We start from the raw sequence: 26069 nt of genomic DNA, 5'->3' as shown, positions 1-26069 counted from the left end.
ATCGGCCGGACGCGGCGGGTGGGGGCGAACCGGTTGCGAGGGTTACTTCGGCGTAAGCACGAAAACCGGAATCTCGCGCGTGGTCTTCTTCTGATAATTGGCGTATTCCGGCCAGACCGCCACCGCCCGATCCCACCACAGCGCCTTCTCGTCGCCGGTGACCTCGCGCGCGGTGTAATCCTTGGTGACGGTGCCGTCGCGCAGTTCGACCTCGGGGTGGGCCTTGATGTTGTAGTACCAGACCGGGTGCTTGGGCGCGCCGCCCAGCGAGGCGACCACGGCGTACTCGCCGTCGTGCTCGACCCGCATCAGCGGCGTCTTGCGCAGCAGGCCGGTCTTGGCGCCCTTCGTGGTCAGCAGGATGACAGGTTTGCCCTGCAGTTCCGTGCCCTCGGTGCCGCCGGAGTTCTCATACGTTTCGGCCTGCTCACGGGCCCAATCGGAGGTGCTCGGTGCGTATTCTCCTGTTAGTGGCATAACCGGGAGAACGCGTTCGAGACCGGTGGTGTTCCCGGCGGTGTCGGGTTGCGCACACCCTCGAATGTTCGGTGGACCGAACTTCGCTGTGCGTATATCCTGAAGACATGCGGACGGTCTACCCCCACACGGTTGATATCGCGGGTTCCGCGTGGCCGGTGTTCAAGCTCGAGGCGCTCGCCGCGGGCTTGCTGGTAGCGCTGATCTTGGCCCTGGTCACCGGGTCGTTGCAGGCCGCGGTCCTGGTAGGCGCCGCGGTCGCCGCCGGTCGCTGGGTCCTCGGGCATACCGGAACACGGCGCGCGGCTACATCCGGTCGCGCCGACCGGATGCTCGCCGCGCACTGAGCGCTCACTCCAGCGGCAGCGCGGCCAACTCACCTCGCGATACCACTCCCAGTTTCGGATACGCCTTGTAAAGGTGGTGTCCCACCGTGCGCGGGCTCAGGAACAACTGCGCCGCGATGTCCCGGTTCGACATGCCCTGCGCCGCGAGCCGCACGATCTGTAGCTCCTGCGGGGTGAGCCCGGCCAGCACACCGGCGGCCGGGCGGGCCGTAGCCCCGACACCGAGCGCGCCGAGTTCGGTGCGAGCGCGGTCCGCCCAGGGCCCGGCCTCGAGGCGGTCGAACGTTTCCAGTGCGGGCTGTAATTGATTGCGGGCGTCGACTTTTCGCCGGATGCGACGCAGCCACTCGCCATACAGCAATTGCGTGCGAGCCTGCTCGAACGGCCGGCCGCCCAGTTCGAGTGCCGTCTGAAAATGCCGCTCCGCCTGGTCATCCGGCCCGGTCAGTGCCCGGCAACGGTGCGCGAGCGCACCGACCCAGGTCTGCGCGGACCGCGCGGCCCAGGCTTCCAGGCGCGTCAGTGCTTGCTCGGCGCGCTCCGAATTGCCCAGGCGCACCGCGGCTTCCACCAGATCCGGCAGAGTGCGCAAGCCGATGACATGGTGGGCCGCGGGCTCCACCGCCAGCAGTTCGAATCGCGCCAGCGCGCTGTCGACCTTGCCCTGTCCGAGTTCGAGCAGCCCGAGCGCCGCGTGCGCCCAGGTGGCGCCGGGTGCGTCCGGTCCACCGAGCTCCGCGGCCAGCGCCTGATCGGCCGAGTCCCGGCACTCCTGTTCCCGGCCCGCCAGCGCGGAGAGATACCCCAGGCACGCCCACTGCTGGCTGACCCAGTGCGCCTGCCCGATGTCGGTCGCGATCCGCAGACCCTCGGTGGCCGCGAGGCGTGCCTCGGTGGGGCGGCCGAGATAGGTTTCGGCTTCGGCGCGGAAGAACAGCAGGGCGGGCAGCAGCGCGAGGCGGCCCTGTTCCCGGCATTCGGAGATGAGCTCATTCGCCAGCTCGCTGACCTGATCATCTTGTCCCACAACCAATCCCGCACCGCACATCTGCACCAGGTCGCGCGGGCTGTCCGCGCCGGCGCGCCGCGCGTCGGCGGCCGCGGTCCGCAGGTCGACGGTGTAGCGGCCCTCGATGGCGGCCACGGTGTATCGGGTGATGTGTGCCAGCGGCTCGGTGTCGGGCAGGGCCAGAGCGGTCAGGTGGTCGGCGACCTCCGCGAGCTCGCCGGGGCCGAGGTACCAGGCGGCGTGCACGGCCTGGGCGAGCATCCGGGCGGCGCGCGCCGGATCCCGGGTGCGCACCGGCTCGGCGCCGGCGAGCAACCGGCGGTGGGCCGGAAGTGGTTTGCCTGCACCGAATTCCGCGGTTGCGCGCACCAGATCGAGCCGGGCCCGCAGCAGGGCTGTCCGCCCGTCGTCCGCGCCCTGTTCCGGTCCGATCATGGCGGCCGCGCGTTCGGCGAGAATGCCCGCGCGGTCCAATTGGCCGGCCTCCCCGGCGGTTTCGGCCGCCGCCACCAGACGGCGGACCCGCGCGGCCGGGTCGGTGCTCAATCCGGCCGCCCGTTCGTAGGCGGCGACGGCGCCGGAGTACCCACTGCGCCGCCGGGCCCGCTCGGCGCTGTCCTCCAACGCGGCCGCGGTGGTTTCGTCGGGGCCGGTGGCGGCGGAGGCGAGATGCCAGGCGCGCAGATCGGCGTCCTCCGGGGCGATGAGCGCGTCGGCCAGTGCGGCGTGGGCGGCCAGGCGCTGTGCCAGGGGTGTCCCCTGATAGACAGCGGAGCGCAGTAGCGGATGCCGGAACCCGAGCGCCCGGCCGTCGCTGTGCACCAACCCCGCGTCTTGCGCCGGCTGCAGGTCCGCCAGTTCCGCGCCGAGCGGCGTGGCGGCCCGCAGAATCGTCGCCAGGTCATCGGTCCCCGCCGCGGCGGCGACGACGAGCAGCGCCCGGGTCCGGGCGGGCAGCCGGCTCACCTGGCCGTGAAAGGCGACCTGCAACCGCTGGGTCAGCGGCAGCGGATTCGGTCCCGAACCCGGTGCCTCCGTCGCCAGCAGGGCCGGCAGTTCCAGCAATGCCAGCGGATTTCCGTAGGCCTCGGTGAGCAGCCGGTAGCGCGTCGCCGGAGCGAGATCCGGAGCTCGACTGTCCACCAGCGCCGCCGCCGCATCCTGCCGCAGGCCGGTCAGCGCGAGTTCCGGCAGGCCGGGGGCCGGAAAGTCGCTGTCGCCGGCGCGGGTAGCGAAGATGACCACGACACCCTCGGCCTCGAGTCGCCGCGCCACGAACAGCAGTGTCTCCGCCGACGCCCGGTCCAGCCAGTGCGCGTCATCGATCAAGCACAGCAGCGGCCCGTCGGTGGACTCCTCGGCCAGCAGCGACAGCACCGCGAGTCCGACCAGCATGCGGTCGGCGGGTTCGCCGTCGCCCAGCCCGAAGGCGGCCTGCAGGGCGGCGCGCTGCCGCACGGGCAGGGTGTCCAGCAGGGCGAGCCCCGGCCGCAGCAGCAGATGCAGTGCCGCGAATGGCAGTTCCGCTTCGGACTCGATACCGGCGCTGCGCACGGTGGGAATGCCTTGGGCAGCGGCGTAGTCCAACAGCGCGGTCTTGCCGATCCCCGGTTCGCCGCGCAGGACCAGCGCGCCGCTGCGCCCCGCGCGCGCCCCGGTGAGCAGCCGATCGATTTCCGCTTGTTCGGCTTCTCGTCCATGGAGCATGTCCACACCGTAACCGGGAATCAGCGCACTCCCGTACTCGGCCGAAATCGGAAATTGGGTGGCCCCAGCGAAGCTTTTCGGTATTTCATTAACGAACGGTGCGCCGCTTCCGATGATTCGGGTAGTCGGGTACGCAGGTTTCGACGGGGATCCAAGGGGACGATTTACCTATGAAACGTCTGGTTGTGTGTTGCGATGGCACCTGGAAAGCCGAGAACAGCGACACGGTCTCGAATATCGTCAAGATCGCGCAGACGGTCCAGCCGCAAGCGCCAGGTCCGGACGGGGAGCCGGTCCGCCAGCATGTCATCTACGTATCCGGTCCCGGCGCAAGGGGATTCACGGCGGACCGGCTGATCGGTGGCGCGTTCGGACTCGGGCTGGAAGCCAATCTCTCGGCGGCCTACTGGCAGGTCGCGGTGAATTGGGAGCCTGGTGACGAGATCTTCGTCTTCGGGTTCAGCCGTGGCGCTTACACCGCCCGCAGTTTGATCGGGCTGATCGATCGGATCGGGATCATGACCCCCGAATCGATGATCGGCGGCTTCTATCCGCAGGCCTTCCGGATGTACCGGCGGCGCGGCAAGAACCGGCTGCTGCCGTGGCGGAAACCGCCCGTCGAGACCGACTGGGAGAAATTCCGCGCCGAACACAGTCATCCTCGTTTCGACATCGATTTCATCGGTGTCTTCGACACCGTGGGCGCGCTCGGTGTGCCCGGGCTGACCGCGTGGCGGCACCGCTTCCACAACACGGATCTGTCCGAGCGGGTGCTGTGCGCGCGCCAGGCCCTGGCCATCGACGAGCGGCGGCGCAACTTCGAGCCGTGTCTGTGGCAGGTGCCGGTCGAATTGGGGCGGAAGTACCGCCGCATCAAGCGCCGGGGTAACGACCGGGTCAAGCAGGTGTGGTTCGAGGGAGTGCACAGCGATATCGGCGGCGGGTACGCCGAGTGCGGTCTGTCCGATATCACCCTGCGCTGGATGGTCGGCGAGGCGGAGGCCGAAGGTCTGGCTTTCGACCGGCAACGCCTGGACGAGCTGTCCGAGCGGTGCGCGGGCAAGGAGAAGCATCTCTTGCGGCACAACTCGCTCGGCGCGGCCTACGTCGTGCTGAACGCACTGCGCACCCTGCGCGGCGCTGTCAGTCGCCTCGGCCCGCGCGGAACGATCCCGCCACGGTTCTACTGGAACTCCTGGCGGCGCATGCGCGTGGAGAACGATCACGGTGTCCTGCTGGCCTCCACGGTGGACGAAACCACCAACTACGGGCCGTACAACCTGCGGCAGTGGCAGACCGAGCTCGGCGGCGCGGTCCCGGCGGAACTGATCGAGAAGATCCCGGCGCCCGACGCGAGCACGGTCACGCCGGATACCTGCGATCTGTCAGGACCGTACGAGCAGAGCTACCGGCAGCCGGGCGAACATCTTCTCCAGCCGGGTGCGGCCGGCGAACGTGTGACCGGTGAGCCGGTCGGTCCAGGTGCCCTGCGGTAGCTCCAGCGTCGTATCGCCCCAGCCGAGGTCGGCGAGCCCGACCGAATGCCTGGTGGCCGCCACCAGCACCTCCGCGGCCTCGCCCACTCGCCCGCGGGTGTAGGCGACCAGCCGGCGCGCCTGCTCCCCGTTGGCGAACAACGGCTGATAGGTGCCTCCGACGAAGCAGTCGGGCCGTTCCCGGCGCAACCACAGCGCGTAGGCGACGATCCACATCTTCGCGGCCCCGCTGGGATCCAATGCCGGTGTGCCGGTGAGCGATTGCAGCATGCCGGTGCGCGCCGAGAAGTCCACCGGCCGCCGGTTGTCCGGGTCTACGAGCGAGTCCTCCCACAATTCGCAGCCCTGGTAGAGATCGGGGATGCCGGGGCCGCACAGCTGAAGCAGCTTCTGCGCCAGCGAATCCGACCACGCGTGCGGCGCCAGATCGTGGGTCAGATCGCTCAGTTCGGCCCCGACCGGTCCGTCGATGACCGCGTCGATCCAGGCGTGCACCGCCGTCTCGAACTCGGTATCCGGGTCCTCCCAGCAGGATCCGGTGCCCGCCTCACGAACCGCCTTCTCCGCGAAGAGATGCAGTCGTTCGCGCAGGCCGGGAACCGACGAGGCCGGGCGACCGTCGGCGGGCCAGACGCCGAACATGTTCTGCAGCAGGAACAGTGCCGTCGATCCATCGGGCGCGGGCGTCATCCCCAGCCAGGAGTCCACCGCGCGGGACCAGGTACCCGCCACCTGCGAGAGCAGCCCGATCCGGGCCCGCACGTCCTCGCCACGCTTGGTGTCGTGCGTGGACAATGTCGTCATTGTGGCCGGCCAGCGTTGAGCACGATCGATATTGGCGAGATGGAATTCGTTGAGCGAGTGGCCGAATCGGGCCGGGTTGCCGCCCACCTCCTGCAGCGACACCAGACGGGCCGCCCGGTAGAACATGGTGTCCTCGACCGCCTTGGCCGTCATCGCACCGCATACCTGTCCGAACCGCACCGCCGCTTCGCCGTCCGCACCCAGCGCCGCCACCAGCACCGAAAGCGGGGTGGTCAGTTCGGCGTTGCGCCGCTCCACCTCGGCGATGATCGCGCCCGTCATCCCGGCCAGCGGCGCGTACTCCACCCGGTACACCGGCATGAAGGCCAGCACCTCGATGGTGGCGTTGGTCAGCGACAGGGTGTCGGAATCCGGTACGCCCGCATCCCGTTTGATCGCCTCGACCAGCCGGCGGATCTCCGGCGCCAGAATCGTCTCGGCCACCGCGCGTTTGATGCGGTGCTCGGTTTCGCCGAACCAGGCGCGGTCGCTGCCGTGACCCGCGACGCGGCGCGACAATTCGGTCAGCGCCTGCTCGCCCGCGGGGTCGATCAGCACGCCGCCGAGACCGGCGAGCGCGTCGTAACCGGTGGTGCCGTCCACCGGCAGCGTGGGGTCCAGCGGTTCCCGGTTGGCCAGGATCTTCTCCACCAGCAACAACCGGTGCGGCCCGATCAGCTGTCGTAGTTTGGCCAGATAGGCGCTGGGATAAGACAATCCGTCCGGATGATCGACCCGGACGCCGTCGATGAGGTCGTGGTCGCACCAGGCGGCCAGCTCCCGATGCGTGATTTCGAAGACCTCGGGATCCTCCTGGCGAAGGGCGGCCAGGCTGCTGATCGCGAAGAACCGGCGGTAGGTGCACAGTCCCGATTTCCAGCTCACCAGGCGGTAGTGCTGCTGGTCGTGGATGCGCAGCGCGTTGTCGCCGTCGGTGTCCGGGGCGATCGGGAATCGCAGGTCGTGCAGGGCCAGCATGGGTTCCGGGCCGGAGCGGTCCACCGTCAGTTTGGCCGGATCGTTCTCACTCTGCAGCACCGGCAATGCCAGCCGCCCGCCCGCGCCGTTGCCGGGGCTCCAGTCGATATCGAAGAAGTGCGCGAACTTCGACTCGCGGCCGTTGCGCAGGACGTTCCACCACCACGGATTCTGCCGCGGATCCGCGACGCCGACGTGGTTGGGCACCAGGTCCACGATCAAACCCATACCGCGGCTGCGCACCTCGTCGGCTAGGGCTTTGAATCCGAGCGGTCCGCCCAGCGCCGCCGACACGGTGGTCGGGTCGGTGACGTCGTAGCCGTGTGTCGAACCGGGGGCCGCGGTCAGGATCGGCGATAGGTATAGGTGCGAAATGCCCAGTTGCTGCAGGTATTCCGCGATGGCGCGGGCGTCGGCGAAGGTCAGCGCGTCCGGTCGCAGTTGTAGCCGGTAGGTGCTGCGAACCGGGGTCGGGCGGGCCCGGATGCGGGGCCGCTTCAGCGGATCGGTGTCGTGAGTCATAGGCGGTTACTCGGAACAGCGGAGGACGAGCAGACAGCGGGCAGGAACAGCGAGCGTGGCGGCCGCCGGATAACCGGCCTCGGCGTTTCCGCCGGGCGCCGAACAATCCAGTACGACAGACCATTCGGCACCGTAGTCGGCGCCGGGGAGAACGAAATCGACCGCGTGGTCGTGGGCATTGAAGCACAGCAGGAACGAGTCGTCGGTAATGCGCTCCCCGCGGGGCCCCGGCTCCGGGATGCCGTGGCCGTCGAGATACACCGCCAGCGCCTTACCGAACTCGCTGTCCCAGTCGGCATCGGTCATCTCGGCTCCGGCCGGGCTGAGCCAGGCGATATCGCGGACGTCGCCCGCCGGACGGACCGGCCGACCGGCCAGGAAGCGGCGACGCCGGAATACCGGATGCTCGGTGCGCAGGGCGATCACGCGGCGAGTGAACTCCAAGAGTTCCGAGTTCGTCTCCGCCAGTGACCAATCCATCCAGGACAACTCGGAGTCCTGGCAATAGACGTTGTTGTTGCCGTACTGGGTGCGGCCCATCTCGTCGCCGTGTGCCAGCATCGGCGTGCCCTGGCTGAGCACCAGCGTGGCAAGTAGGTTTCGAGACTGCCTGGCCCGCAACGCGAGAATCTCCGGATCGTCGGTCGGGCCCTCGACCCCGCAGTTCCAGGATCGGTTGTAGCTTTCGCCGTCGCGATTGTCCTCACCGTTGGCGGCGTTGTGTTTCTCGTTGTAGGACACCAGGTCTCGGAGCGTGAAACCGTCGTGCGCGGTGATGAAGTTGATGCTGGCGCTGGGCCGGCGACCGGTCGCCTCGTACAGATCCGAGGAGCCGGTGAGCCGGGAAGCGAACTCGCCCAACGTCGCCGGTTCGCCCCGCCAATAGTCGCGCACGGTATCGCGGTACTTGCCGTTCCATTCGGTCCACAGGCCCGGGAAGTTGCCGACCTGGTAACCGCCCTCCCCGACATCCCACGGCTCGGCGATGAGCTTCACCTGACTGACCACCGGATCCTGTTGCACCAGATCGAAGAACGTGGACAACCTGTCCACGTCGTGTAGCTCGCGGGCCAGGGTCGCGGCCAGATCGAAGCGGAATCCGTCGACGTGCATGTCCAGCACCCAGTAGCGCAGCGAATCCATGATCAACTGCAACGTGTGCGGATGCCGCACGTTGAGGCTGTTGCCGGTGCCGGTGTAATCCACGTAGTGCGTGGGGTTCTGCTCGTCCAGACGGTAGTACGCGGCATTGTCGATGCCGCGGAATCCGATGGTCGGCCCGAAGTGGTTGCCCTCGGCGGTGTGGTTGTAGACCACGTCGAGGATCACCTCGATGTCTTCTGCGTGCAACGCGCGCACCATCGCCTTGAACTCGGTGACCGCCGCGCCGCCGCGCGGGCTGGCGGCATACTCGTTGTGCGGTGCCAGATAGCCGAAGCTGTTGTAGCCCCAGTAGTTTCGCAACCCCTGATCGAGCAGAACCCGATCGTGCAGGAATTGGTGCACCGGCATCAGCTCGATCGCGGTGACGCCCAGCGCTTTCAGGTGCGCCACGATCGCCGGATGCGCGATGCCCGCGTAGGTGCCGCGCAACTCCTCGGGAATCTCCGGATGCGTCATCGTCATGCCTTTGACGTGCGCCTCGTAGATCACCGTCTCGTGATACGGCCGATTCGGCGGACGGTCGGCGCCCCAGTCGAAGAACGGGTTGATCACCACGCCGGTCATGGTGTGCCCGAGCGAATCCAGGCCGAAGGTGTACAGCGACGGGTCGTTGCCGAATTCGCCGTCGAATGCCTTGCCGTACGGATCGAGCAGCAACTTACTGGGATCACAGCGGAATCCGTGGTCCGGATCGTAGGGCCCGTGTACCCGGAAGCCGTACCGCTGACCAGGACCGATGGTCGGCAGGTAGGCGTGCCAGACATAAGTATCGACCTCGTCCAACGCCACCCTGGTCTCGGTACCGTCCTTGGCGATCAGGCACAGGTCCACAGCGTCGGCGACTTCGGAGAACACCGAGAAATTGGTGCCCGCACCGTCGTAGGTCGCGCCGAGCGGGTACGCGGTGCCCGGCCAGACAGCGAGTGGAGTCGGGCCGGGCGCTGCGTCGGACGGGGGCATATCTCGACCCTAGCGGCACCGGTAACCCGCGTTGTGCGGGGTGGTTGCCGTCACTGCGGACCGAGGGCGCGATGCCACGTCTGCCCGATCAGGTCGTGTCCGAAGCTGTGATGCGGCGCCGATTCCACCAGTTCGAATCCGGCGCGCTGGTAGATGCGGCGGGCGGCGGACAAGACATCGTTGGTCCACAACACCATGTCGGTGTACCCGGCGTCGGTGGCGAACCGCAGGCATTCGTCGACCAACGCCGAGCCCACACCCAAGCCGCGGGCCGACGGTTCGACCAGCAGCAGGCGCAGCCGCGCGGTGGTCTCGTTCTCCGCGACACAGAACACCGCGCCCACCGGGGTGCCCCCGGCCTCGGCGATCCAGGCGCGTTCCCGGCTGCCGTCATGGGAGTCGAGGAATTCCGCGACGATCTTGGTGACCAGGGTTTCGTAGCTCGCGTCCCAGCCGTACTCGGCCGCGTAGAGCGCGGCATTGCGCTGGATGACCCAGCCGTAATCGCCCGGCTTCGGCGCCCTGATCGTGACCGGGGGCGCGTCGACGGTCTCGTCGGCACGATCCAGGATCTGCTGGATGGTGGTCATGGCCCGCAGCAATGTCGCGCGCTGCGCCGGCGGGTGTGGTTCGAGCAGTCTGCGGACATCGATCCCCGAACGTTGATTCAGCACCGCGAACTCGGCCCGGCCGCGATCGGTGAGCCGCACCTCCTGCCGTCGGCCGTCGCTGCTGGAGCGGCTGCTCTCGATCAGTCCCCGATTCTTGAACCGGGTCAGAATGCGGCTCAAATAGCCCGGGTCGAGGCCCAGCGTCTTGCGCAACCGGATCGCCTCGGTCGACCCGGATGTGGCCAGCTCGAACAGGATTCGCGCTTCGGTCAGCGAGTACTGGGTGTCCACCAGTCCTTCTCGCAGCACCCCGATGACTTCGGTGTAGCGCCGGTTGAAGGCGCGGACCGCGGCGATTTCGGCGGCGGACGCTCCGGTGACGACAGCGGTCATGGTGACTCCAATGCTCGGCCCAGATGTTTGACTGAGTCAAAGAATAGGCGGTCGTTCCGGCGAACGGTAGGAATCACCGAATCCCGGCCGAGGCCGCCCGGGCGCACCCTTCAGCCAGCTCATGTCCGCGAAGTTCCAGTGGTAACTTGAACGGTGTTCAAGCCGTCTCGGCCCGGCCGGGGCGGGTCACTGCACCGCGAGGATTCCTGTGGCTCTGACCCCTGACGAGATCACCGCCATCGACGCCGAACATGTCTGGCACCCCTACGGCGGCTTTCCCGCGACAACCGAACCGCTGGTAGTCGCCGGCGCGTCGGGCACGCGTCTCACCTTGGCCGACGGCCGCGAACTCGTCGACGGTATGAGCTCATGGTGGGCCGCCGTCCACGGCTACCGGCACCCCGTCCTCGACGCGGCTCTCCTCGCGCAGTCCCAGCGGATGAGTCACGTGATGTTCGGCGGCCTCACCCACGAACCCGCCGCGCGCTTAGCCGAACTGCTTGTCGAGCTCTCGCCTGCAGGCTTGGAGAAGGTGTTTCTTTGCGATTCGGGTTCGGTGTCAGTCGAGGTCGCCGTGAAGATGTGCCTGCAGTACTGGCGCGCCCTCGGCAAGCCCGGCAAACGCCGACTGCTCACTTGGCGCGGCGGCTACCACGGCGACACCTTCAGCCCGATGAGCGTCTGCGATCCGGACGGCGGCATGCATTCGCTGTGGACGGACGTACTGGCCGAGCAGGTTTTCGTACCCATGCCGCCCGCCGACTATCAACCCGGGTACGTCGCCGAACTCGAACGCGCCTTCGCCGCGCACGCCGATGAACTCGCCGCCGTCATCATCGAGCCGGTGGTGCAGGGCGCGGGCGGGATGCGCTGGCACGACCCCCGCTACCTCACCGATCTGCGCCGACTCTGCGATACCCACGGCATCCTGCTGATCTTCGACGAGATCGCCACCGGTTTCGGCCGCACCGGCGAGTTTTTCGCCGCCGACCACGTCGGCGTCAGCCCCGACGTGATGTGCGTCGGCAAGGCCATCACCGGCGGCTACCTCACCCTGGCCGCCGCCCTGTGCACCGCGCGGATCGCCGAAACCATCAGCGCCGGTCACGGCGGCCTCATGCACGGCCCCACCTTCATGGGCAACCCGCTGGCCTGCGCGGTCGCGACCGCCTCGATCGAGCTTCTGCTGCAACGAGATTGGCGCGCCGAAGTCCGTCGCATCGAATCCGAACTCCGCACCGGCCTCGCCCCCGCCGCCGCCTTGCCCGGCGTCCGCGAAGTCCGCGTCCTCGGCGCCATCGGCGTCATCGAACTCGAGCAACCCGTCGACATGCGCACCGCCACCGACGCGGCCGTCTCCGCCGGTGTCTGGCTGCGCCCGTTCCGCAACAACATCTACGCGATGCCCCCATTCATCAGCACCACCGCCGACATTGCCACCATCACCACGGGCATGCTCGCCGCGGCCGCCGCCCAACGACGCCCCGCGCCCGCTGTCGGTAGGGCCTGACCCGTGCCGTCGCAAGGCTCTGGTGCTGCGCCGCAGGGCTGCTGATGCGGCATTCCAGCGGTTTGGTGCTTGCGTCGCGGGCTCGGGTGCTGTGTCGCGGGCTCGGGCTGCGTCGCGGGCTCGGGTGCTGCGTCGCGGTGCCGTGCCGCTGCATCGCCAGGCGATGACGGCGGCATGTTCAAGCCGCTATCACCACCTCGCGCGGGTCATGACTGTGCCGTCGTGGCCTGCAACGGTGCGCTCGGCAGGCCGATGTCGCGAGCGCGAGCATCTGACGCCACTACCGCGAGGCCGATGCCGCTATCGGGGAGGTGCGACGCCGATCGGGGCGCCGGTCGAAGTCTCGGTGACCAGGTCGGCCCACGACTCGCGCCGCTCATGGACAAACGTTCGGCGCCGTCGGGCTGCTCCGCCGGAAACGCCCTCGTGTCCGAGTTTGCGGAAACCCTCATCCGGTTTGCCAAAGCGCTCCGCACCTCCGATGGCATGCCCCCGACGCACGGGCCGCGTTCCGGGCGAGGCCTCGACGCCGCCGTCGACAGGGCGTGATGTTGTCGCGCCGAGTAGCCGCTGCCAGCTCCGGAGACCTCGAAGGCGGCTGTGGGCGGGACGATCGAGTCATCACCCACCGACGCTGTTTTAGGGGATACCAACCTGAACGCCGTTCAAGTAAGGTGCCTAGCTGTGACTACCGATCCGCTGAGCTGGTTGGACGAACGGGCCGACGCGCGGGTGAGCGCGGGGTTGCGGCGTGCGCTGCGGCCGCGGCAGCCGCAGTCGCCGTCCATCGACCTGGCCTCCAACGACTATCTGGGACTTGTTCACCACCCCGCCGTGATCGAGGGTTCGGTCGAATCCGTGCGGCGGTGGGGGACCGGGTCCACCGGCTCCCGGCTGGTGACCGGCACCACCGTCGAGCATGAACAGCTCGAGGCCGAATTGGCCGAGTTCGTCGGTGCGGAATCCGGACTTGCCTTCTCCTCGGGCTACACCGCGAACCTCGGTGTGGTGACTGCGTTGGCCGGGCGTGGCGCGCTGGTTGTTTCCGACGCCGGGAGCCACGCCTCTCTTGTCGACGCATGCCGTCTCTCCCGCGCCCGCGTGGAGATCGCTCCGCACTGTGATGTCGAGGCAGTCGATCGGCTGCTGGCAGCTCGGTCCGAGGAACGCGCGCTCGTCCTCACCGACTCGGTGTTCAGCGCCGATGGCGACCTGGCCCCACTCGCCGACCTGCACCGCGTAACTCGCGCGAACGGCGCGGTCCTGATCGTCGACGAAGCGCACGGTATCGGTGTGCGCGGTGACGGCGGCCGCGGACTCGTGCAAGAGGTAGGTCTCGCCGGCGAACCCGACCTGATCGTCACCGCCACGCTGTCCAAAGCGTTCGCCGCCCAGGGTGGCGTGGTCCTGTCCAGCGAGCGGGTCCGCGCGCACCTGATCGACGCGGCGCGCACTTTCATCTTCGACACCGGTCTCGCACCGGCCTCCGTCGGCGCGGCGCGTGCGGCGCTGGCTCTGCTGCGCCGGGAACCGGAGATGGCGTCCCGCGTTCTGGAACGCGCGGCGGACATCGCACGAATCGCGGGAGTTCCAGCGCCGCCGTCGGCGGTGGTGTCGGTGGTGCTCGGTAAGGCGCAGGTCGCTTTCGATGCCGCTCAGGCCTGCCGCGCGCGCGGCCTCGAGGTCGGCTGCTTCCGCCCGCCTTCGGTTCCCGAGGGCACTTCGCGGCTGCGTCTCACCGCCCGCGCCAACCTCACCCCCGTCGAACTCGACACCATCGCTTCCGTACTCGGGGCGGTGCTGGCCGAGGCTCGCGGCCTGGCAGCGGTGCCCGCATGACGATTCTCCTCATCACCGGAACCTCGACCGATGTCGGCAAGACGGTCGTCACCGCTGCTCTCGCCGCCGCCGCTGCGGCCATGGGCCGGTCGGTCGCCGTCTGCAAACCCGCCCAAACCGGTGTCCTGCCAGGCGAACCCGGCGATCTCGCGGAGGTCGAACGGCTCAGCGGGGCGACTCGCGCGGTCGAATTGGCCCGATACCCCGAGCCGCTCGCACCCGACACCGCCGCTCGTCGCTGCGGCCGGCCGCTGCTGACGCTGGCGGAGACGGTCGCCGCCGTCGAAGCACTGCACGACGCCGATCTCACCCTGGTCGAGGGCGCCGGGGGACTGCTCGTCCGGATCGGCGACTTCACGCTGCTCGACCTGGCCCGCGCGCTCGGCGCACCGGTACTCCTGATCGCGGCCGCCGGCCTGGGCACGCTCAATCACAGTGAGCTGACCACCCGGATGCTGGCGGCGGCCGGAGTTCCCTGCGCCGGACTGGTCATCGGAGCTTGGCCGGACGAGCCGGACCTCGCCGCCGAATGCAACCGGACCGATCTGCCGCGCTTGACGGGGATCGATCTGGTCGGGGCGATTCCGGCGGGAGCCGGCAAGTGGGACCGCGAACGGTTCCGGTCGGCGGCTCCGGGCTGGTTCCAGCCCGGCTTCGCGGAGCGCATGGTCGGGACTTCGCCGGGAACAGGCGCTCTGACCAGCGGATTTGACTTCGCGTCCACCGCCACGTAACTTTTATCGAGTCAGAGCGACACGGACACCGACCCGGAGCCTAACGGCCTGGGAAACGAGGTAGTACGAGGAGCGCCTGGCAGATCACACTAGCTCGACTGAGATCCCGGATTTGGTTCTGGGTCCTCGGCTGGGCTAAGCTGTTTGAAGTTGCCTCGCTGAAACCCCCGAGAGATCGAGTGGTGGATGTGTGTGCGTGTGTTCTTTGAGAACTCAATAGTGTGTCGATGAATGTCAGTGCCAATATTTTATTGGTTCTAGCCATCTCATACCCCCCGGTTGGGATGGTTGGACATTTAACAACAGCAAATCTTTTTGCTGGTGTTTGGCTTTGCTAGGTTTTCGGACTCTAGTTCAGATATTTTTGATTAGCCTTTCGAGGCTTTTCGAGAGTCTTCAACGGAGAGTTTGATCCTGGCTCAGGACGAACGCTGGCGGCGTGCTTAACACATGCAAGTCGAGCGGTAAGGCCCTTCGGGGTACACGAGCGGCGAACGGGTGAGTAACACGTGGGTGATCTGCCCTGTACTTCGGGATAAGCCTGGGAAACTGGGTCTAATACCGGATATGACCTCAGAGTGCATGCTTTGGGGTGGAAAGATTTATCGGTACAGGATGGGCCCGCGGCCTATCAGCTTGTTGGTGGGGTAATGGCCTACCAAGGCGACGACGGGTAGCCGACCTGAGAGGGTGACCGGCCACACTGGGACTGAGACACGGCCCAGACTCCTACGGGAGGCAGCAGTGGGGAATATTGCACAATGGGCGAAAGCCTGATGCAGCGACGCCGCGTGAGGGATGACGGCCTTCGGGTTGTAAACCTCTTTCGACAGGGACGAAGCGCAAGTGACGGTACCTGTAGAAGAAGCACCGGCCAACTACGTGCCAGCAGCCGCGGTAATACGTAGGGTGCGAGCGTTGTCCGGAATTACTGGGCGTAAAGAGCTTGTAGGCGGTTTGTCGCGTCGTTTGTGAAAACTTGGGGCTCAACCCCAAGCTTGCAGGCGATACGGGCAGACTAGAGTACTTCAGGGGAGACTGGAATTCCTGGTGTAGCGGTGAAATGCGCAGATATCAGGAGGAACACCGGTGGCGAAGGCGGGTCTCTGGGAAGTAACTGACGCTGAGAAGCGAAAGCGTGGGTAGCGAACAGGATTAGATACCCTGGTAGTCCACGCCGTAAACGGTGGGTACTAGGTGTGGGTTTCCTTCCACGGGATCCGTGCCGTAGCTAACGCATTAAGTACCCCGCCTGGGGAGTACGGCCGCAAGGCTAAAACTCAAAGGAATTGACGGGGGCCCGCACAAGCGGCGGAGCATGTGGATTAATTCGATGCAACGCGAAGAACCTTACCTGGGTTTGACATACACCAGAAACACCTAGAGATAGGTGCCCCCTTGTGGTTGGTGTACAGGTGGTGCATGGCTGTCGTCAGCTCGTGTCGTGAGATGTTGGGTTAAGTCCCGCAACGAGCGCAACCCTTATCTTATGTTGCCAGCGCGTTATGGCGGGGACTCGTGAGAGACTGCCGGGGTCAACTCGGAGGAAGGTGGGGACGACGTCAAGTCATCATGCCCCTTATGTCCAGGGCTTCACACATGCTACAATGGCCGGTACAGAGGGCTGCGATACCGTGAGGTGGAGCGAATCCCTTAAAGCCGGTCTCAGTTCGGATCGGGGTCTGCAACTCGACCCCGTGAAGTTGGAGTCGCTAGTAATCGCAGATCAGCAACGCTGCGGTGAATACGTTCCCGGGCCTTGTACACACCGCCCGTCACGTCATGAAAGTCGGTAACACCCGAAGCCGGTGGCCCAACCCCTTGTGGGAGGGAGCCGTCGAAGGTGGGATCGGCGATTGGGACGAAGTCGTAACAAGGTAGCCGTACCGGAAGGTGCGGCTGGATCACCTCCTTTCTAAGGAGCATCTCCAGTGAGTTCTTCACGTAGGTGAATGAGCAACTGGCAGAGCCGTTTCGGACTCACATGTAGTCCGGCGGAGCTCATGGGTGGAACACTGACAGCATTCATCGCACTATCAATCGGTCACACGACTGGTTGGCGGTGAATATACCGGCACACTATTGGGTCCTGAAAGAACACGCGTTCTTTCAAGGCGAAACAAACGACGAGACTGGTTCTTCAGTTCATACCGCGGAGATGTTTCTCCGGCTGGTGCTGAGTTTTGGATCATTCTTGTGTGTTGTTTGAGAACTGCACAGTGGACGCGAGCATCTTTGTTAGTAAGTGTTTAAGAGCGTACGGTGGATGCCTTGGCACCAGGAGCCGATGAAGGACGTAGGAGGCTGCGATAAGCCTCGGGGAGCTGTCAACCGAGCTGTGATCCGAGGATTTCCGAATGGGGAAACCCAGCACGAGTGATGTCGTGTTACCCGCGCCTGAATATATAGGGTGTGTGGAGGGAACGTGGGGAAGTGAAACATCTCAGTACCCACAGGAAGAGAAAACAATAGTGATTCCGTGAGTAGTGGCGAGCGAAAGCGGATGAGGCTAAACCATCCAGATGTGATACCCGGCAGGGGTTGTCTGGTTGGGGTAGTGGGAACATTCTTCTTCATTCTGCCGGATGGAGCGAGAGTCAGAAACCTAGGTGTTAGTTGAAGTGGTCTGGAACGGCCGGCCGTAGACGGTGATAGCCCGGTAAACGAAAACTCCTAGGCTCTCGTGGATGTCTCCCGAGTAGCAGCGGGCCCGTGAAATCTGCTGTGAATCTGCCGGGACCACCCGGTAAGCCTGAATACTCCCTGGTGACCGATAGCGGACTAGTACCGTGAGGGAAAGGTGAAAAGTACCCCGGGAGGGGAGTGAAATAGTACCTGAAACCGTGCGCTTACAATCCGTCAAAGCCTTTGAGTCGTTTGGTCGGCTGGGGGTGATGGCGTGCCTTTTGAAGAATGAGCCTGCGAGTTAGTGGCATGTGGCGAGGTTAACCCGTGTGGGGTAGCCGTAGCGAAAGCGAGTCCGAATAGGGCGATACAGTCGCATGTTCTAGACCCGAAGCGGAGTGATCTACCCATGGCCAGGGTGAAGCGACGGTAAGACGTCGTGGAGGCCCGAACCCACTTAGGTTGAAAACTGAGGGGATGAGCTGTGGGTAGGGGTGAAAGGCCAATCAAACTCCGTGATAGCTGGTTCTCCCCGAAATGCATTTAGGTGCAGCGTCGCGTGTTTCTCACCGGAGGTAGAGCTACTGGATGGTCTAGGGGGCCTACAAGCTTACCGAAATCAGCCAAACTCCGAATGCCGGTGAGTGAGAGCGCGGCAGTGAGACTGCGGGGGATAAGCTTCGTAGTCGAGAGGGAAACAGCCCAGATCGCCGGCTAAGGCCCCTAAGCGTGTACTAAGTGGAAAAGGATGTGAAGTCGCGAAGACAACCAGGAGGTTGGCTTAGAAGCAGCCACCCTTGAAAGAGTGCGTAATAGCTCACTGGTCAAGTGATTTTGCGCCGACAATGTAGCGGGGCTCAAGTACACCGCCGAAGCCGCGGCACTCACACAAGACATTCATCTGTTTCTGCGGAAACTTATGCAGTGGTGTGGGTGGGTAGGGGAGCGTCGTGTAGCCATGGAAGCGGCGGAGTGATCCAGCCGTGGAGGCTACGCGAGTGAGAATGCAGGCATGAGTAGCGAAAGACGAGTGAGAAACTCGTCCGCCGAATGATCAAGGGTTCCTGGGCCAGGTTAATCCGCCCAGGGTGAGTCGGGACCTAAGGCGAGGCCGACAGGCGTAGTCGATGGACAACGGGTTGATATTCCCGTACCCGTGTATCCGCGCCCAATGCCGAATCAGTGGTACTAACCGTCCAAATGTTCTCTTATCTCACCTTCGGGTGAGAGGGAGGATTGCTGCACGGGACCTTCGCTGTAGTAGGTAAGCGATGGGGTGACGCAGGAAGGTAGCTGGGCCAGTCAGTGGTTGTACTGGTGTAAGCCTGTAGGGAGTCTGATAGGCAAATCCGTCAGACATATATCCTGAGAGGTGATGCGTAGCCGATTGAGGCGAATTCAGTGATCCTATGCTGCCGAGAAAAGCCTCTAGTGAGTTGGTACACGGCCCGTACCCCAAACCGACACAGGTGATCAGGTAGAGAATACTAAGGCGATCGAGAGAACTGTGGTTAAGGAACTCGGCAAAATGCCCCCGTAACTTCGGGAGAAGGGGGACCTGGTTTGGTGACGGAACTTGCTTCCTGAGCTGAGCTGGGTCGCAGAGACCAGTGAGAAGCGACTGTTTACTAAAAACACAGGTCCGTGCGAAGTCGTAAGACGATGTATACGGACTGACGCCTGCCCGGTGCCGGAAGGTTAAGAGGACCGGTTAGCCCGTAAGGGCGAAGCTGAGAATTTAAGCCCCGGTAAACGGCGGTGGTAACTATAACCATCCTAAGGTAGCGAAATTCCTTGTCGGGTAAGTTCCGACCTGCACGAATGGCGTAACGACTTCTCAGCTGTCTCAACCACAGACTCGGCGAAATTGCATTACGAGTAAAGATGCTCGTTACGCGCGGCAGGACGAAAAGACCCCGGGACCTTCACTATAGCTTGGTATTGGTGTTCGGTACGGTTTGTGTAGGATAGGTGGGAGACTGTGAAGCGGACACGCCAGTGTTTGTGGAGTCGTCGTTGAAATACCACTCTGATCGTATTGGACTTCTAACCTCGGACCATGATCTGGTTCAGGGACAGTGCCTGGTGGGTAGTTTAACTGGGGCGGTTGCCTCCTAAAATGTAACGGAGGCGCCCAAAGGTTCCCTCAGCCTGGTTGGCAATCAGGTGTCGAGTGCAAGTGCACAAGGGAGCTTGACTGTGAGAGCGACAGCTCGAGCAGGGACGAAAGTCGGGACTAGTGATCCGGCACCGGCAAGTGGAAGCGGTGTCGCTCAACGGATAAAAGGTACCCCGGGGATAACAGGCTGATCTTCCCCAAGAGTCCATATCGACGGGATGGTTTGGCACCTCGATGTCGGCTCGTCGCATCCTGGGGCTGGAGTAGGTCCCAAGGGTTGGGCTGTTCGCCCATTAAAGCGGCACGCGAGCTGGGTTTAGAACGTCGTGAGACAGTTCGGTCTCTATCCGCCGCGCGCGTTAAGAAACTTGAGGAAGGCTGTCCCTAGTACGAGAGGACCGGGACGGACGAACCTCTGGTGTGCCAGTTGTTCCGCCAGGAGCACTGCTGGTTAGCTACGTTCGGAAGGGATAACCGCTGAAAGCATCTAAGCGGGAAGCCTGTTCCAAGATGAGGTTTCTCACCCCCTTCGAGGGGTTAAGGCCCCCCACAGACCATGGGGTTGATAGGCCAGAACTGGAAGCCCGGTAACGGGTGCAGGTGACTGGTACTAATCGGCCGAGGACTTACCAACAAAGAAGCTACGCGTCCACTGTGCGGTATCTGAAACAACACACACCGTTTCAGAAACCAACCACCCCCGCGCGGGGGCCGGTTCGGTTTCCGGAGTGGATAGTTTCATAGAGTTACGGCGGCTATAGCGGTGGGGAAACGCCCGGTCCCATTCCGAACCCGGAAGCTAAGGCCACCTGCGCCGATGGTACTGCACTCGACAGGGTGTGGGAGAGTAGGACACCGCCGGAACATCATTGCGAAAGGCCCCCAACCAAACGGTTGGGGGCCTTTTTGCGTTTGCCGCGCAACTGTGTTGCCGCGCAACTCGTTTCGAGAGCTCCTGTCCGGGTATCGCCCGAACCAGTTCGACAGGAGTGAGGATCTCGATGAGCACCATGGCAGGCAAGAACTCCCAGGCGGAGCGGATCGCCCAGCACCCGACTTTCGAGCGCTTCGCGCGAGCCGGTTACGTGATGACCGGCGTTGTTCATCTGATCATCGGCTACATCGCGCTGCGCCTCGCCTTCGGCGAGGGCGGCGGCACCGCGGACCAATCCGGTGCGATGGCGGAGGTGGCCGCCCAACCGGGCGGTGTCTTCGTATTGTGGGTCGCCGTAATCGCTTTCGTGCTGCTGGCACTGTGGCGTCTTGCCGAGGCGTTCTTCGGGAGTGCCTCCAAACCCGACCACGCCGACAAGAAGCACGAGGCGTTCCGGCGCGGGAAAGCCTTCGCGCTGACCATCGTGTACCTCGCCTTCGCGTTCACCGCGTTGAGCTTCGCGCGTGGCGCCGGCAAGTCCAGCAGCAGCGAAAGCCGTAGTTGGAGTGCGCGTTTGATGGAGAGCACCGGAGGCAAGGTCCTGCTGGTGCTGATCGCGCTGGTCATCATCGGCGTCGGCGGCTACCACCTCTACAAGGGCGCCAGCAAGAAGTTCTTGAAGGATTTGCAGGGCGGCGTGAGCCAGCTGGTGCGCCGGATGGGCATGACCGCCTACATCGTGAAGGGTCTCGCCATCGCCGCGATCGGCGTGCTGCTGATCGTCGCGACCTTCCACTCCAAGCCGGACGAGGTGTCCGGTCTCGACGGCGCGCTGAAGACGCTCGGCGCACAGCCCTACGGTGTGATTCTGCTGGTCGTGGCCGCCCTCGGGATTATCGTCTACGGCTTGTACAGCTTCGTCATGGCGCGGTTCGCGAAGATGTAGCGTGACCGGGTATGGCGACCACCACGATCGGCAAGCATGTGAATGCGCCCAGGTCGGCTGTCTACCGTCTGCTGGTCGACGCGGAAGCAGTCCGGACATGGCAGGTTCCGACCGGAATGTCGAGTGAGGTACACGAGTTCGACCCCCGCGAGGGCGGCCGCTTCCGTATCTCCCTCACCTACGATGACGCCACCGGCACGGGCAAGACCACCGCGCAGACCGACACCCATCACGGCCGCTTCATCACCTTGGTCCCCGACGAACAGGTGGTGCAGATCGTCGAGTTCGAAACGGACGATCCCACGATGGGTGGCGAGATGATAATCGCCCTCTCTCTGGCCGACGCCGACGACGGCGGCACCGACATCATCGCCATCCACGAGAACCTGCCCGCCGGTGTCGATCCCGAGCAGAACGAACTCGGCTGGCGCCTCTCGCTCGCCAAACTCGCCGCCCTCGCCGAAACCGGCCGCGTCCCCTAGCGCGGGGCGAATATCGTGTCGTGGCAAGCGGATACGAGAGCGACGAGTTCCGCACCCGCCTCCGCGTCGAGTACCGCGAATGCCGGGCTGATCATCTCGTCGGTGAGAGCCTCGGCTCGATCCCAACGTGCCCGTACGTCCGGCGTGATCTCGGGGAAGGGCGGCTGCCAGCCGAACCAGGCCGCCTGGCCCGGGCCGTCGTTGAAGGGCGACCCCTTGATCACCACTGCCTCCAGTGGTGTCAAACCGCTCGCGCGGATCGCCATCAGATGCAGTCCACCGCGCAGTTCGCGCAAGGTATGGGCCAGGTGGAGTACCCGGGCGGGTGCGTCCGCGGCCAGCGGCATCGCGCGCCAGCCGGCGAACAGCGCGGCGCCCGCCGAATCGGCTGCCAGCACAACGGCTTCCAGTAGCTCCGCCAGCCGGGGCGCGGCCTCGAAGGACGCCAGCTTGCGCCGCCCGAAATCTTGGCAGGCACCCAGATAGCCTTCGGCGGCCTTCGCGGCCGGAATGGCCGCGGTCGAATCCCAGCCTGAACGGATGGTCGACAGCGGGAGGAAGCCGAATGCCGAGTACACCACATCGGCGTCTACCTCACCGAGCACACCGCCGCGCCCACGCACGTACCCGCCGAGGAAACCCTCCACACCGGTGCTCGCCGCGAAATCCTTGGCCTCCCGGGAGAACATGAAGCTTCCTCCGGCACGCTGAATCTGTTCACTTACCGCAGCCGCCACCGACATATCCATACCCTTCCAGCGAGATCACTACCATCGCAGACTATGTCACCCCGCGTGGCACGGCTTGCTGGTTCATGGACGGGGAAGCGCATCAGGGTTGCGGAACTGCGCACCCTTCCGGCCCGCAGGCGTCGTCGCCGCCGCCGAGCACTTCGATCTCCGGTGTGTGGTCGCTCCAGGCCCGTTCGAGTGCCTGGGTGAAGACCTCGGGTGGCTGGGCGCCGGAGACACCGTACTTGCGGTCGATGACGAAGAACGGCACACCGCGCGCACCGAGCCGGGCGGCCTCGGCTTCATCGGCTCGCACCGCGTCGGCGTAAGCATCGGGATCGGCCAGCACGGCACGAACGTCGGAGTCCTCGAATCCGGCGTCGACCGCGACCTGGACCAAACGCTCGGTGTCGCCGAACAACGGACGCGCGTCGGCGAAGTTGGCCTGGTACAGCGCGTCGAGCAGCGCTTCCTGCCGCCCCTGGGCGAGGGCGAAATGCAGCAGCCGATGCATATCGAAGCTGCTGCCGAAATCGCGCCCTTCGATTCGGTAATCCAGCCCCATGGCCTCGGCTTGCGTGCCGATACCGCGCTCGTTGGCGGCGGCCTGCGCCTCGCTGATGCCGTATTTCTCGGCGATATGCGGGATCACGGCGTCGCTGTGTCCCGGGGCGAGGGTGGGGTCCAATTCGAAGGACCGGTGCACCACCTCGACGGCGTCACGGTGCGCGAAACCCGCCAGGGCTTCCTCGAACCGCCGCTTACCCAGATAGCAGAAGGGACAGTTGATATCGGTCCAGATCTCGACCTGTACGGCCATGACACCTCGATTTCCACCTCGGCGCGGGCGGAATCTCCGCCGCGAGTGCGTCGGGCACCACTGACGGAAACAGGATGACCTGCGCGAATGTTCCCGCGCTGCTCAGCGGGGCTGGAGGTGAGCCCGCTCGGCGGCGGCGCGGCCGGCTTCCCACCCGGCAGCGCTTCCGATCGTCGTGCGTTTGGGCGCGACCATGGGGAACAGCGTGTCGAAAGCCTTGTCGACGCGGGCGCGATGGGAGGCCAGCACCGGCAGCAGTCGTTCCGGTTCGGTGGTCTGCGCGATCGTGGCGTCGTTGGCCTCGGCCAAGCGCTCGCCGATACGGGTGGCGTAGGCGAGCAGGAACGACTTGCGGAACGAGCGGCTGCGGGAGTGCGCGTCGCGGACATCCGGGTCGCCGTCGGCGATCATGGCTCGGGTGGCCTGGACGAGCAGGGAGGTGACCAGGAGTTCGACCGCGTCCAGGTCGGATTCATCGCCGACAACCGTGGTGAAGCCCCAGTCCGAGAAAATAGCTCGGCAGCGGTTCGCCCGCGTGACCACTTCGACCAGGAGGGCTTTGGCGTCGAGGTAGGGCGTGTCGAGCCAGATGCGGCGAGCCCCGGGCAGGTCGGGGACGAGGCCGCGCGCTTCCACCAGTACGCGATCGATGGCGTATTTGGTCATCAGCTCCTGGGCCTTGGCGGACAACGCCTCCGCCTCCTCGGGGAAGGAGGTGGATTCGGCTTTGGCGAGCAGCCCGCGGACGCGCGCCAGTGCCTTGTCGTCGACACGCTCGAGGTGGTCCGGGGATTCGCGAGGTGCTGTGCCGGGAAGCGGCCGGATGAGTTCCAACTTCGGCAATCGCAGCAGCAAGGCCAGTGCCTGGATGACCGCGGTCAAGGCCTCGACCGGCGTGAGGAGCTGTTGGCCGGCCCACTGGCTCAGGTGCGGTCGCGCCGCGGACCACCAGACGTGGGCTCCCGCCGATTCGAGTTGAGCCTGCCAGGTCTGGTCGATCGTGGCGGCAGGGTAGGGCTCGACGTAGGTAGCCAGCACGTCGGTGAGATAGCTCGTCGCGAATTCGTCGACCCGGCGGCGGGCGGCCTCGAGGACGTCGGTGGGGAGCCAGCCGTTCGCGAAGACTTGGGTGATGACGTGCTGCCCAGCCAGGTGCGCGCCGTGTTCGAGCTGTGGTGTCAGCGGATCGCGGCCTGCGAGTTCGGCGGCGAACTGTGTGGCGACGGCGGTGTCACCCCGCGCGGCTTCCCGGGCAGCGGCTGTGAGCGCGTGGGCGACTTGCTCCGGCGTCCGCGGGCTTGCCCCGCCGTGTACCAGCCAGAAATCGGAACCGGCCCGGCGCGCCTGTTGCTTGGCCGCCCGATGCGCACGATTCGGCTTCTTGCCCATGTGCGGCCCCCTCATCATCGGTTGGTGCGGTACCTGCACGGTACGGTCAGCCACCGACAGCTCCGGCGAGCACCCGGTCAGCTAGGGGTTCTGGACGGTGACTCGGTAGCCGAGAGTGATCCCCTTGCGGATGTAGGCGGCACCGCCGAGATGCAGCCAGCGGGAGTCGCCGCCGCGTGGATCAGCCAGATAGGTAGCCCGCGTGCGCTGCACACCGGAAGGAAAGCCGCTGCCAGGTGTGGACACGCAACTCGCGACATACGCCTCCGCCCACACGCGAGGCTCCGGCGCGCCGTCGGGCAGCGGTGGGACGTCCGGCACGAACACACCGAACTCGTCGGCCGGTGCTTTCAGGGACTCGAAGAACCGGCCCTTGATCGCGAGCCGCACTGTGCCGGTATAGATCGTGCAGCTCGGCGTCAATGGCAACGGCGGAGCGGGCTGGATGTCGAACTGCAATTCCATGCACCGACTCTACGGAGTAATGATCAGCGAACGGCGTCGTCGGTCCGCGCGGTGACTGTGGAGGCCGGGACCAGGTTCCAGCGTTCCAGCTGTTTGCGGATTTGTTCGGCGGCATCGATATTGAGCGGGCCGCTGGTCCACAGGGCGTAGGGCAGGTTCAGGAAGCGACCCTCGGTGACGGCGCGGAGTTGATTGATGCCGGGTTTGCCGCGCAGCAGGTCCACTTTCTGGGCGAAGGTCTGCTCGGGGTAGTCGACGAACATGATCGCGTCGGGGTCCGAAGCCGCGAGCCGCTCCCAGGAGACCTTGGTCCAGGTGTCGTCGACGTCGTCGAGAATGTTGCGGGCGCCCGCCGCGGTCAGGATGGCTTGCGGCGCACCGTATCTGCCGCTGGAGAAGATGGTGTCGCTGGCGCTGTCGAACAGGAAGACGGCGGGTTCGCGCTCGGGCCGCGGCGCGGCTTGCAGGGCGGCGAGCCGCCGGTCCAGATCGGCGATGAGTTCGGCGGCACGGCCGGTGCGGCCGGTGATCGCGCCGAGATTGTCGAGGTCGGTGCGCAGCGCCGACCACGGCTCCACGATGCCGCGGGCGCCCGCACCCGGCTGGCGGCAGCTTTCGGTGAGGACGTAGGCGGCCACGCCGTCGTTCCGCAGCGCCGCGGGCGTGAGGTTCTTGGTCTCGTCGTAGCCGTAGTTCCAGCCCGCCAGCATGACGTCGGGCCGCTGCGCGAGCACGGTCTCGCGCGAGGGATACTGCGGGGCAACCGATTTCAAGCTGTCCACGACGTCGCCGTAGTGCTTGCGCAGCGTTTCGGCATCCCGCTGGATGCTCGACACCGCTACCACTTGCTCCTGCGCGCCCAGCGCGAGAGCCATGGAGATCAGATTGCCGTCGTTGACGAACATCCGCTGCGCTTTCGCCGGGAACTGGACGTCGGCGTCGCAGTTGCGGACGGTCAGAGTTCCGGCGGCGGGTGCCGGGTTCCCGCAGGCTGCCAGGGTGGCGGTCAGCGCGGTGGCGGCAAGCACTCGGAGGGAGTTCCGCATCGGTATTGCCTTTCGCGAGTA

At 65.4% G+C, this 26069-nt stretch carries 17 protein-coding genes and 3 rRNA genes; 10 read left to right on the top strand and 10 right to left on the bottom strand.

Features of this window, described 5'->3' with window-relative positions; all coding sequences use genetic code 11:
• Nucleotides 1-42 precede the first annotated feature (42 nt).
• Nucleotides 43-477: a nitroreductase family deazaflavin-dependent oxidoreductase gene (locus tag BJ987_RS32760; protein WP_209896917.1), complete on the bottom strand. Its 435-nt coding sequence runs from the start codon at nt 475-477 to the stop codon at nt 43-45.
• 107 nt (nt 478-584) lie between these two features.
• Here BJ987_RS32760 and BJ987_RS32755 point away from each other — a divergent pair, with 107 nt between their 5' ends.
• Nucleotides 585-824: a hypothetical protein gene (locus tag BJ987_RS32755; protein WP_209896916.1), complete on the top strand. Its 240-nt coding sequence runs from the start codon at nt 585-587 to the stop codon at nt 822-824.
• A 4-nt stretch (nt 825-828) separates the two neighbouring features.
• On the opposite strand, the gene BJ987_RS32750 is transcribed toward BJ987_RS32755, so the two are convergent.
• Nucleotides 829-3540: an AAA family ATPase gene (locus BJ987_RS32750; RefSeq protein ID WP_209896915.1), complete on the bottom strand. Its 2712-nt coding sequence runs from the start codon at nt 3538-3540 to the stop codon at nt 829-831.
• 170 nt (nt 3541-3710) lie between these two features.
• Here BJ987_RS32750 and BJ987_RS32745 point away from each other — a divergent pair, with 170 nt between their 5' ends.
• Complete coding sequence (locus tag BJ987_RS32745; protein ID WP_209896914.1) at nt 3711-5036, top strand: T6SS phospholipase effector Tle1-like catalytic domain-containing protein; 1326 nt, start codon at nt 3711-3713, stop codon at nt 5034-5036.
• Here BJ987_RS32745 and treY read toward each other — a convergent pair.
• Genes treY through BJ987_RS32730 form a run of 3 tightly spaced genes read right to left on the bottom strand, consistent with a single transcriptional unit; the run spans nt 4926 to nt 10468 of the window.
• Nucleotides 4926-7340, bottom strand: coding sequence for a malto-oligosyltrehalose synthase (gene treY / locus BJ987_RS32740; protein ID WP_209896913.1), 2415 nt, complete (start codon nt 7338-7340; stop codon nt 4926-4928). The two genes, BJ987_RS32745 and treY, sit on opposite strands and share 111 nt — an antisense overlap.
• Before the next feature lie 6 nt (nt 7341-7346).
• Entirely contained in the window at nt 7347-9464 is a 2118-nt protein-coding gene (gene glgX / locus BJ987_RS32735) for a glycogen debranching protein GlgX (protein WP_209896912.1), read from the bottom strand.
• 50 nt (nt 9465-9514) lie between these two features.
• Nucleotides 9515-10468 (bottom strand): bifunctional helix-turn-helix transcriptional regulator/GNAT family N-acetyltransferase, encoded by a 954-nt coding sequence (locus BJ987_RS32730; RefSeq protein WP_209896911.1) that lies wholly within the window; start codon nt 10466-10468, stop codon nt 9515-9517.
• Between the two features lie 208 nt (nt 10469-10676).
• Between BJ987_RS32730 and BJ987_RS32725 the strand changes: the two genes are divergently transcribed.
• The 8 genes from BJ987_RS32725 (at nt 10677) to BJ987_RS32690 (ending at nt 21597) form a co-directional block, all read left to right on the top strand.
• Nucleotides 10677-11978, top strand: a complete 1302-nt coding sequence (locus BJ987_RS32725) for an adenosylmethionine--8-amino-7-oxononanoate transaminase (protein WP_209896910.1) — start codon at nt 10677-10679, stop codon at nt 11976-11978.
• Nucleotides 11979-12662: 684 nt separating this feature from the next.
• Nucleotides 12663-13817, top strand: a complete 1155-nt coding sequence (locus BJ987_RS32720; RefSeq protein WP_209896909.1) for an 8-amino-7-oxononanoate synthase — start codon at nt 12663-12665, stop codon at nt 13815-13817.
• On the top strand, nt 13814-14551 hold the full coding sequence (gene bioD, locus BJ987_RS32715; RefSeq protein WP_209896908.1) for a dethiobiotin synthase: 738 nt from the start codon (nt 13814-13816) through the stop codon (nt 14549-14551). Before BJ987_RS32720 ends, bioD begins: the two co-directional genes overlap by 4 nt.
• 396 nt (nt 14552-14947) lie before the next feature.
• Nucleotides 14948-16466 (top strand): 16S ribosomal RNA (locus BJ987_RS32710).
• Between the two features lie 324 nt (nt 16467-16790).
• Nucleotides 16791-19929: ribosomal RNA gene (locus BJ987_RS32705) — 23S ribosomal RNA — on the top strand.
• 113 nt (nt 19930-20042) lie between these two features.
• Nucleotides 20043-20159: ribosomal RNA gene (rrf, locus tag BJ987_RS32700) — 5S ribosomal RNA — on the top strand.
• The 16S, 23S and 5S rRNA genes sit together here, the layout of an rRNA operon.
• Before the next feature lie 137 nt (nt 20160-20296).
• Entirely contained in the window at nt 20297-21115 is an 819-nt protein-coding gene (locus BJ987_RS32695; protein ID WP_209896907.1) for a DUF1206 domain-containing protein, read from the top strand.
• Between the two features lie 11 nt (nt 21116-21126).
• Nucleotides 21127-21597 (top strand): SRPBCC domain-containing protein, encoded by a 471-nt coding sequence (locus BJ987_RS32690; protein ID WP_209896906.1) that lies wholly within the window; start codon nt 21127-21129, stop codon nt 21595-21597.
• Here the strand turns inward: BJ987_RS32690 and BJ987_RS32685 are convergent.
• The 5 genes from BJ987_RS32685 to BJ987_RS32665 form a co-directional block, all read right to left on the bottom strand.
• Nucleotides 21594-22340 carry an SCO6745 family protein gene (locus BJ987_RS32685; protein ID WP_209896905.1) on the bottom strand — a complete coding sequence of 249 codons (747 nt, stop codon included), beginning with the start codon at nt 22338-22340 and terminating at the stop codon, nt 21594-21596. The genes BJ987_RS32690 and BJ987_RS32685 overlap by 4 nt on opposite strands.
• Before the next feature lie 88 nt (nt 22341-22428).
• On the bottom strand, nt 22429-23148 hold the full coding sequence (locus BJ987_RS32680; protein ID WP_209896904.1) for a DsbA family oxidoreductase: 720 nt from the start codon (nt 23146-23148) through the stop codon (nt 22429-22431).
• Between the two features lie 102 nt (nt 23149-23250).
• Nucleotides 23251-24537, bottom strand: coding sequence for a DUF2786 domain-containing protein (locus BJ987_RS32675; protein ID WP_209896903.1), 1287 nt, complete (start codon nt 24535-24537; stop codon nt 23251-23253).
• 81 nt (nt 24538-24618) lie between these two features.
• Nucleotides 24619-25002 carry a hypothetical protein gene (locus BJ987_RS32670; protein ID WP_209896902.1) on the bottom strand — a complete coding sequence of 128 codons (384 nt, stop codon included), beginning with the start codon at nt 25000-25002 and terminating at the stop codon, nt 24619-24621.
• Between the two features lie 23 nt (nt 25003-25025).
• Nucleotides 25026-26048, bottom strand: coding sequence for an ABC transporter substrate-binding protein (locus BJ987_RS32665; protein ID WP_209896901.1), 1023 nt, complete (start codon nt 26046-26048; stop codon nt 25026-25028).
• Between the last annotated feature and the right edge of the window lie 21 nt (nt 26049-26069).

The organism is Nocardia goodfellowii, from assembly GCF_017875645.1.
Taxonomy (GTDB): domain Bacteria; phylum Actinomycetota; class Actinomycetes; order Mycobacteriales; family Mycobacteriaceae; genus Nocardia; species Nocardia goodfellowii.
The sequence above is the reverse complement of the archived record's forward strand: the minus strand, read 5'-3'. Positions and strand labels throughout refer to the sequence as shown.

Coding starts and splice junctions, on each gene's coding strand:
- BJ987_RS32760 (WP_209896917.1), bottom strand. CDS start 477: ATGCCACTAACAGGAGAATACGCACCGAGCACCTCCGATTGGGCCCGT.
- BJ987_RS32755 (WP_209896916.1), top strand. CDS start 585: ATGCGGACGGTCTACCCCCACACGGTTGATATCGCGGGTTCCGCGTGG.
- BJ987_RS32750 (WP_209896915.1), bottom strand. CDS start 3,540: ATGCTCCATGGACGAGAAGCCGAACAAGCGGAAATCGATCGGCTGCTC.
- BJ987_RS32745 (WP_209896914.1), top strand. CDS start 3,711: ATGAAACGTCTGGTTGTGTGTTGCGATGGCACCTGGAAAGCCGAGAAC.
- treY (WP_209896913.1), bottom strand. CDS start 7,340: ATGACTCACGACACCGATCCGCTGAAGCGGCCCCGCATCCGGGCCCGC.
- glgX (WP_209896912.1), bottom strand. CDS start 9,464: ATGCCCCCGTCCGACGCAGCGCCCGGCCCGACTCCACTCGCTGTCTGG.
- BJ987_RS32730 (WP_209896911.1), bottom strand. CDS start 10,468: ATGACCGCTGTCGTCACCGGAGCGTCCGCCGCCGAAATCGCCGCGGTC.
- bioD (WP_209896908.1), top strand. CDS start 13,814: ATGACGATTCTCCTCATCACCGGAACCTCGACCGATGTCGGCAAGACG.
- BJ987_RS32695 (WP_209896907.1), top strand. CDS start 20,297: ATGAGCACCATGGCAGGCAAGAACTCCCAGGCGGAGCGGATCGCCCAG.
- BJ987_RS32690 (WP_209896906.1), top strand. CDS start 21,127: ATGGCGACCACCACGATCGGCAAGCATGTGAATGCGCCCAGGTCGGCT.
- BJ987_RS32685 (WP_209896905.1), bottom strand. CDS start 22,340: ATGTCGGTGGCGGCTGCGGTAAGTGAACAGATTCAGCGTGCCGGAGGA.
- BJ987_RS32680 (WP_209896904.1), bottom strand. CDS start 23,148: ATGGCCGTACAGGTCGAGATCTGGACCGATATCAACTGTCCCTTCTGC.
- BJ987_RS32675 (WP_209896903.1), bottom strand. CDS start 24,537: ATGGGCAAGAAGCCGAATCGTGCGCATCGGGCGGCCAAGCAACAGGCG.
- BJ987_RS32670 (WP_209896902.1), bottom strand. CDS start 25,002: ATGGAATTGCAGTTCGACATCCAGCCCGCTCCGCCGTTGCCATTGACG.
- BJ987_RS32665 (WP_209896901.1), bottom strand. CDS start 26,048: ATGCGGAACTCCCTCCGAGTGCTTGCCGCCACCGCGCTGACCGCCACC.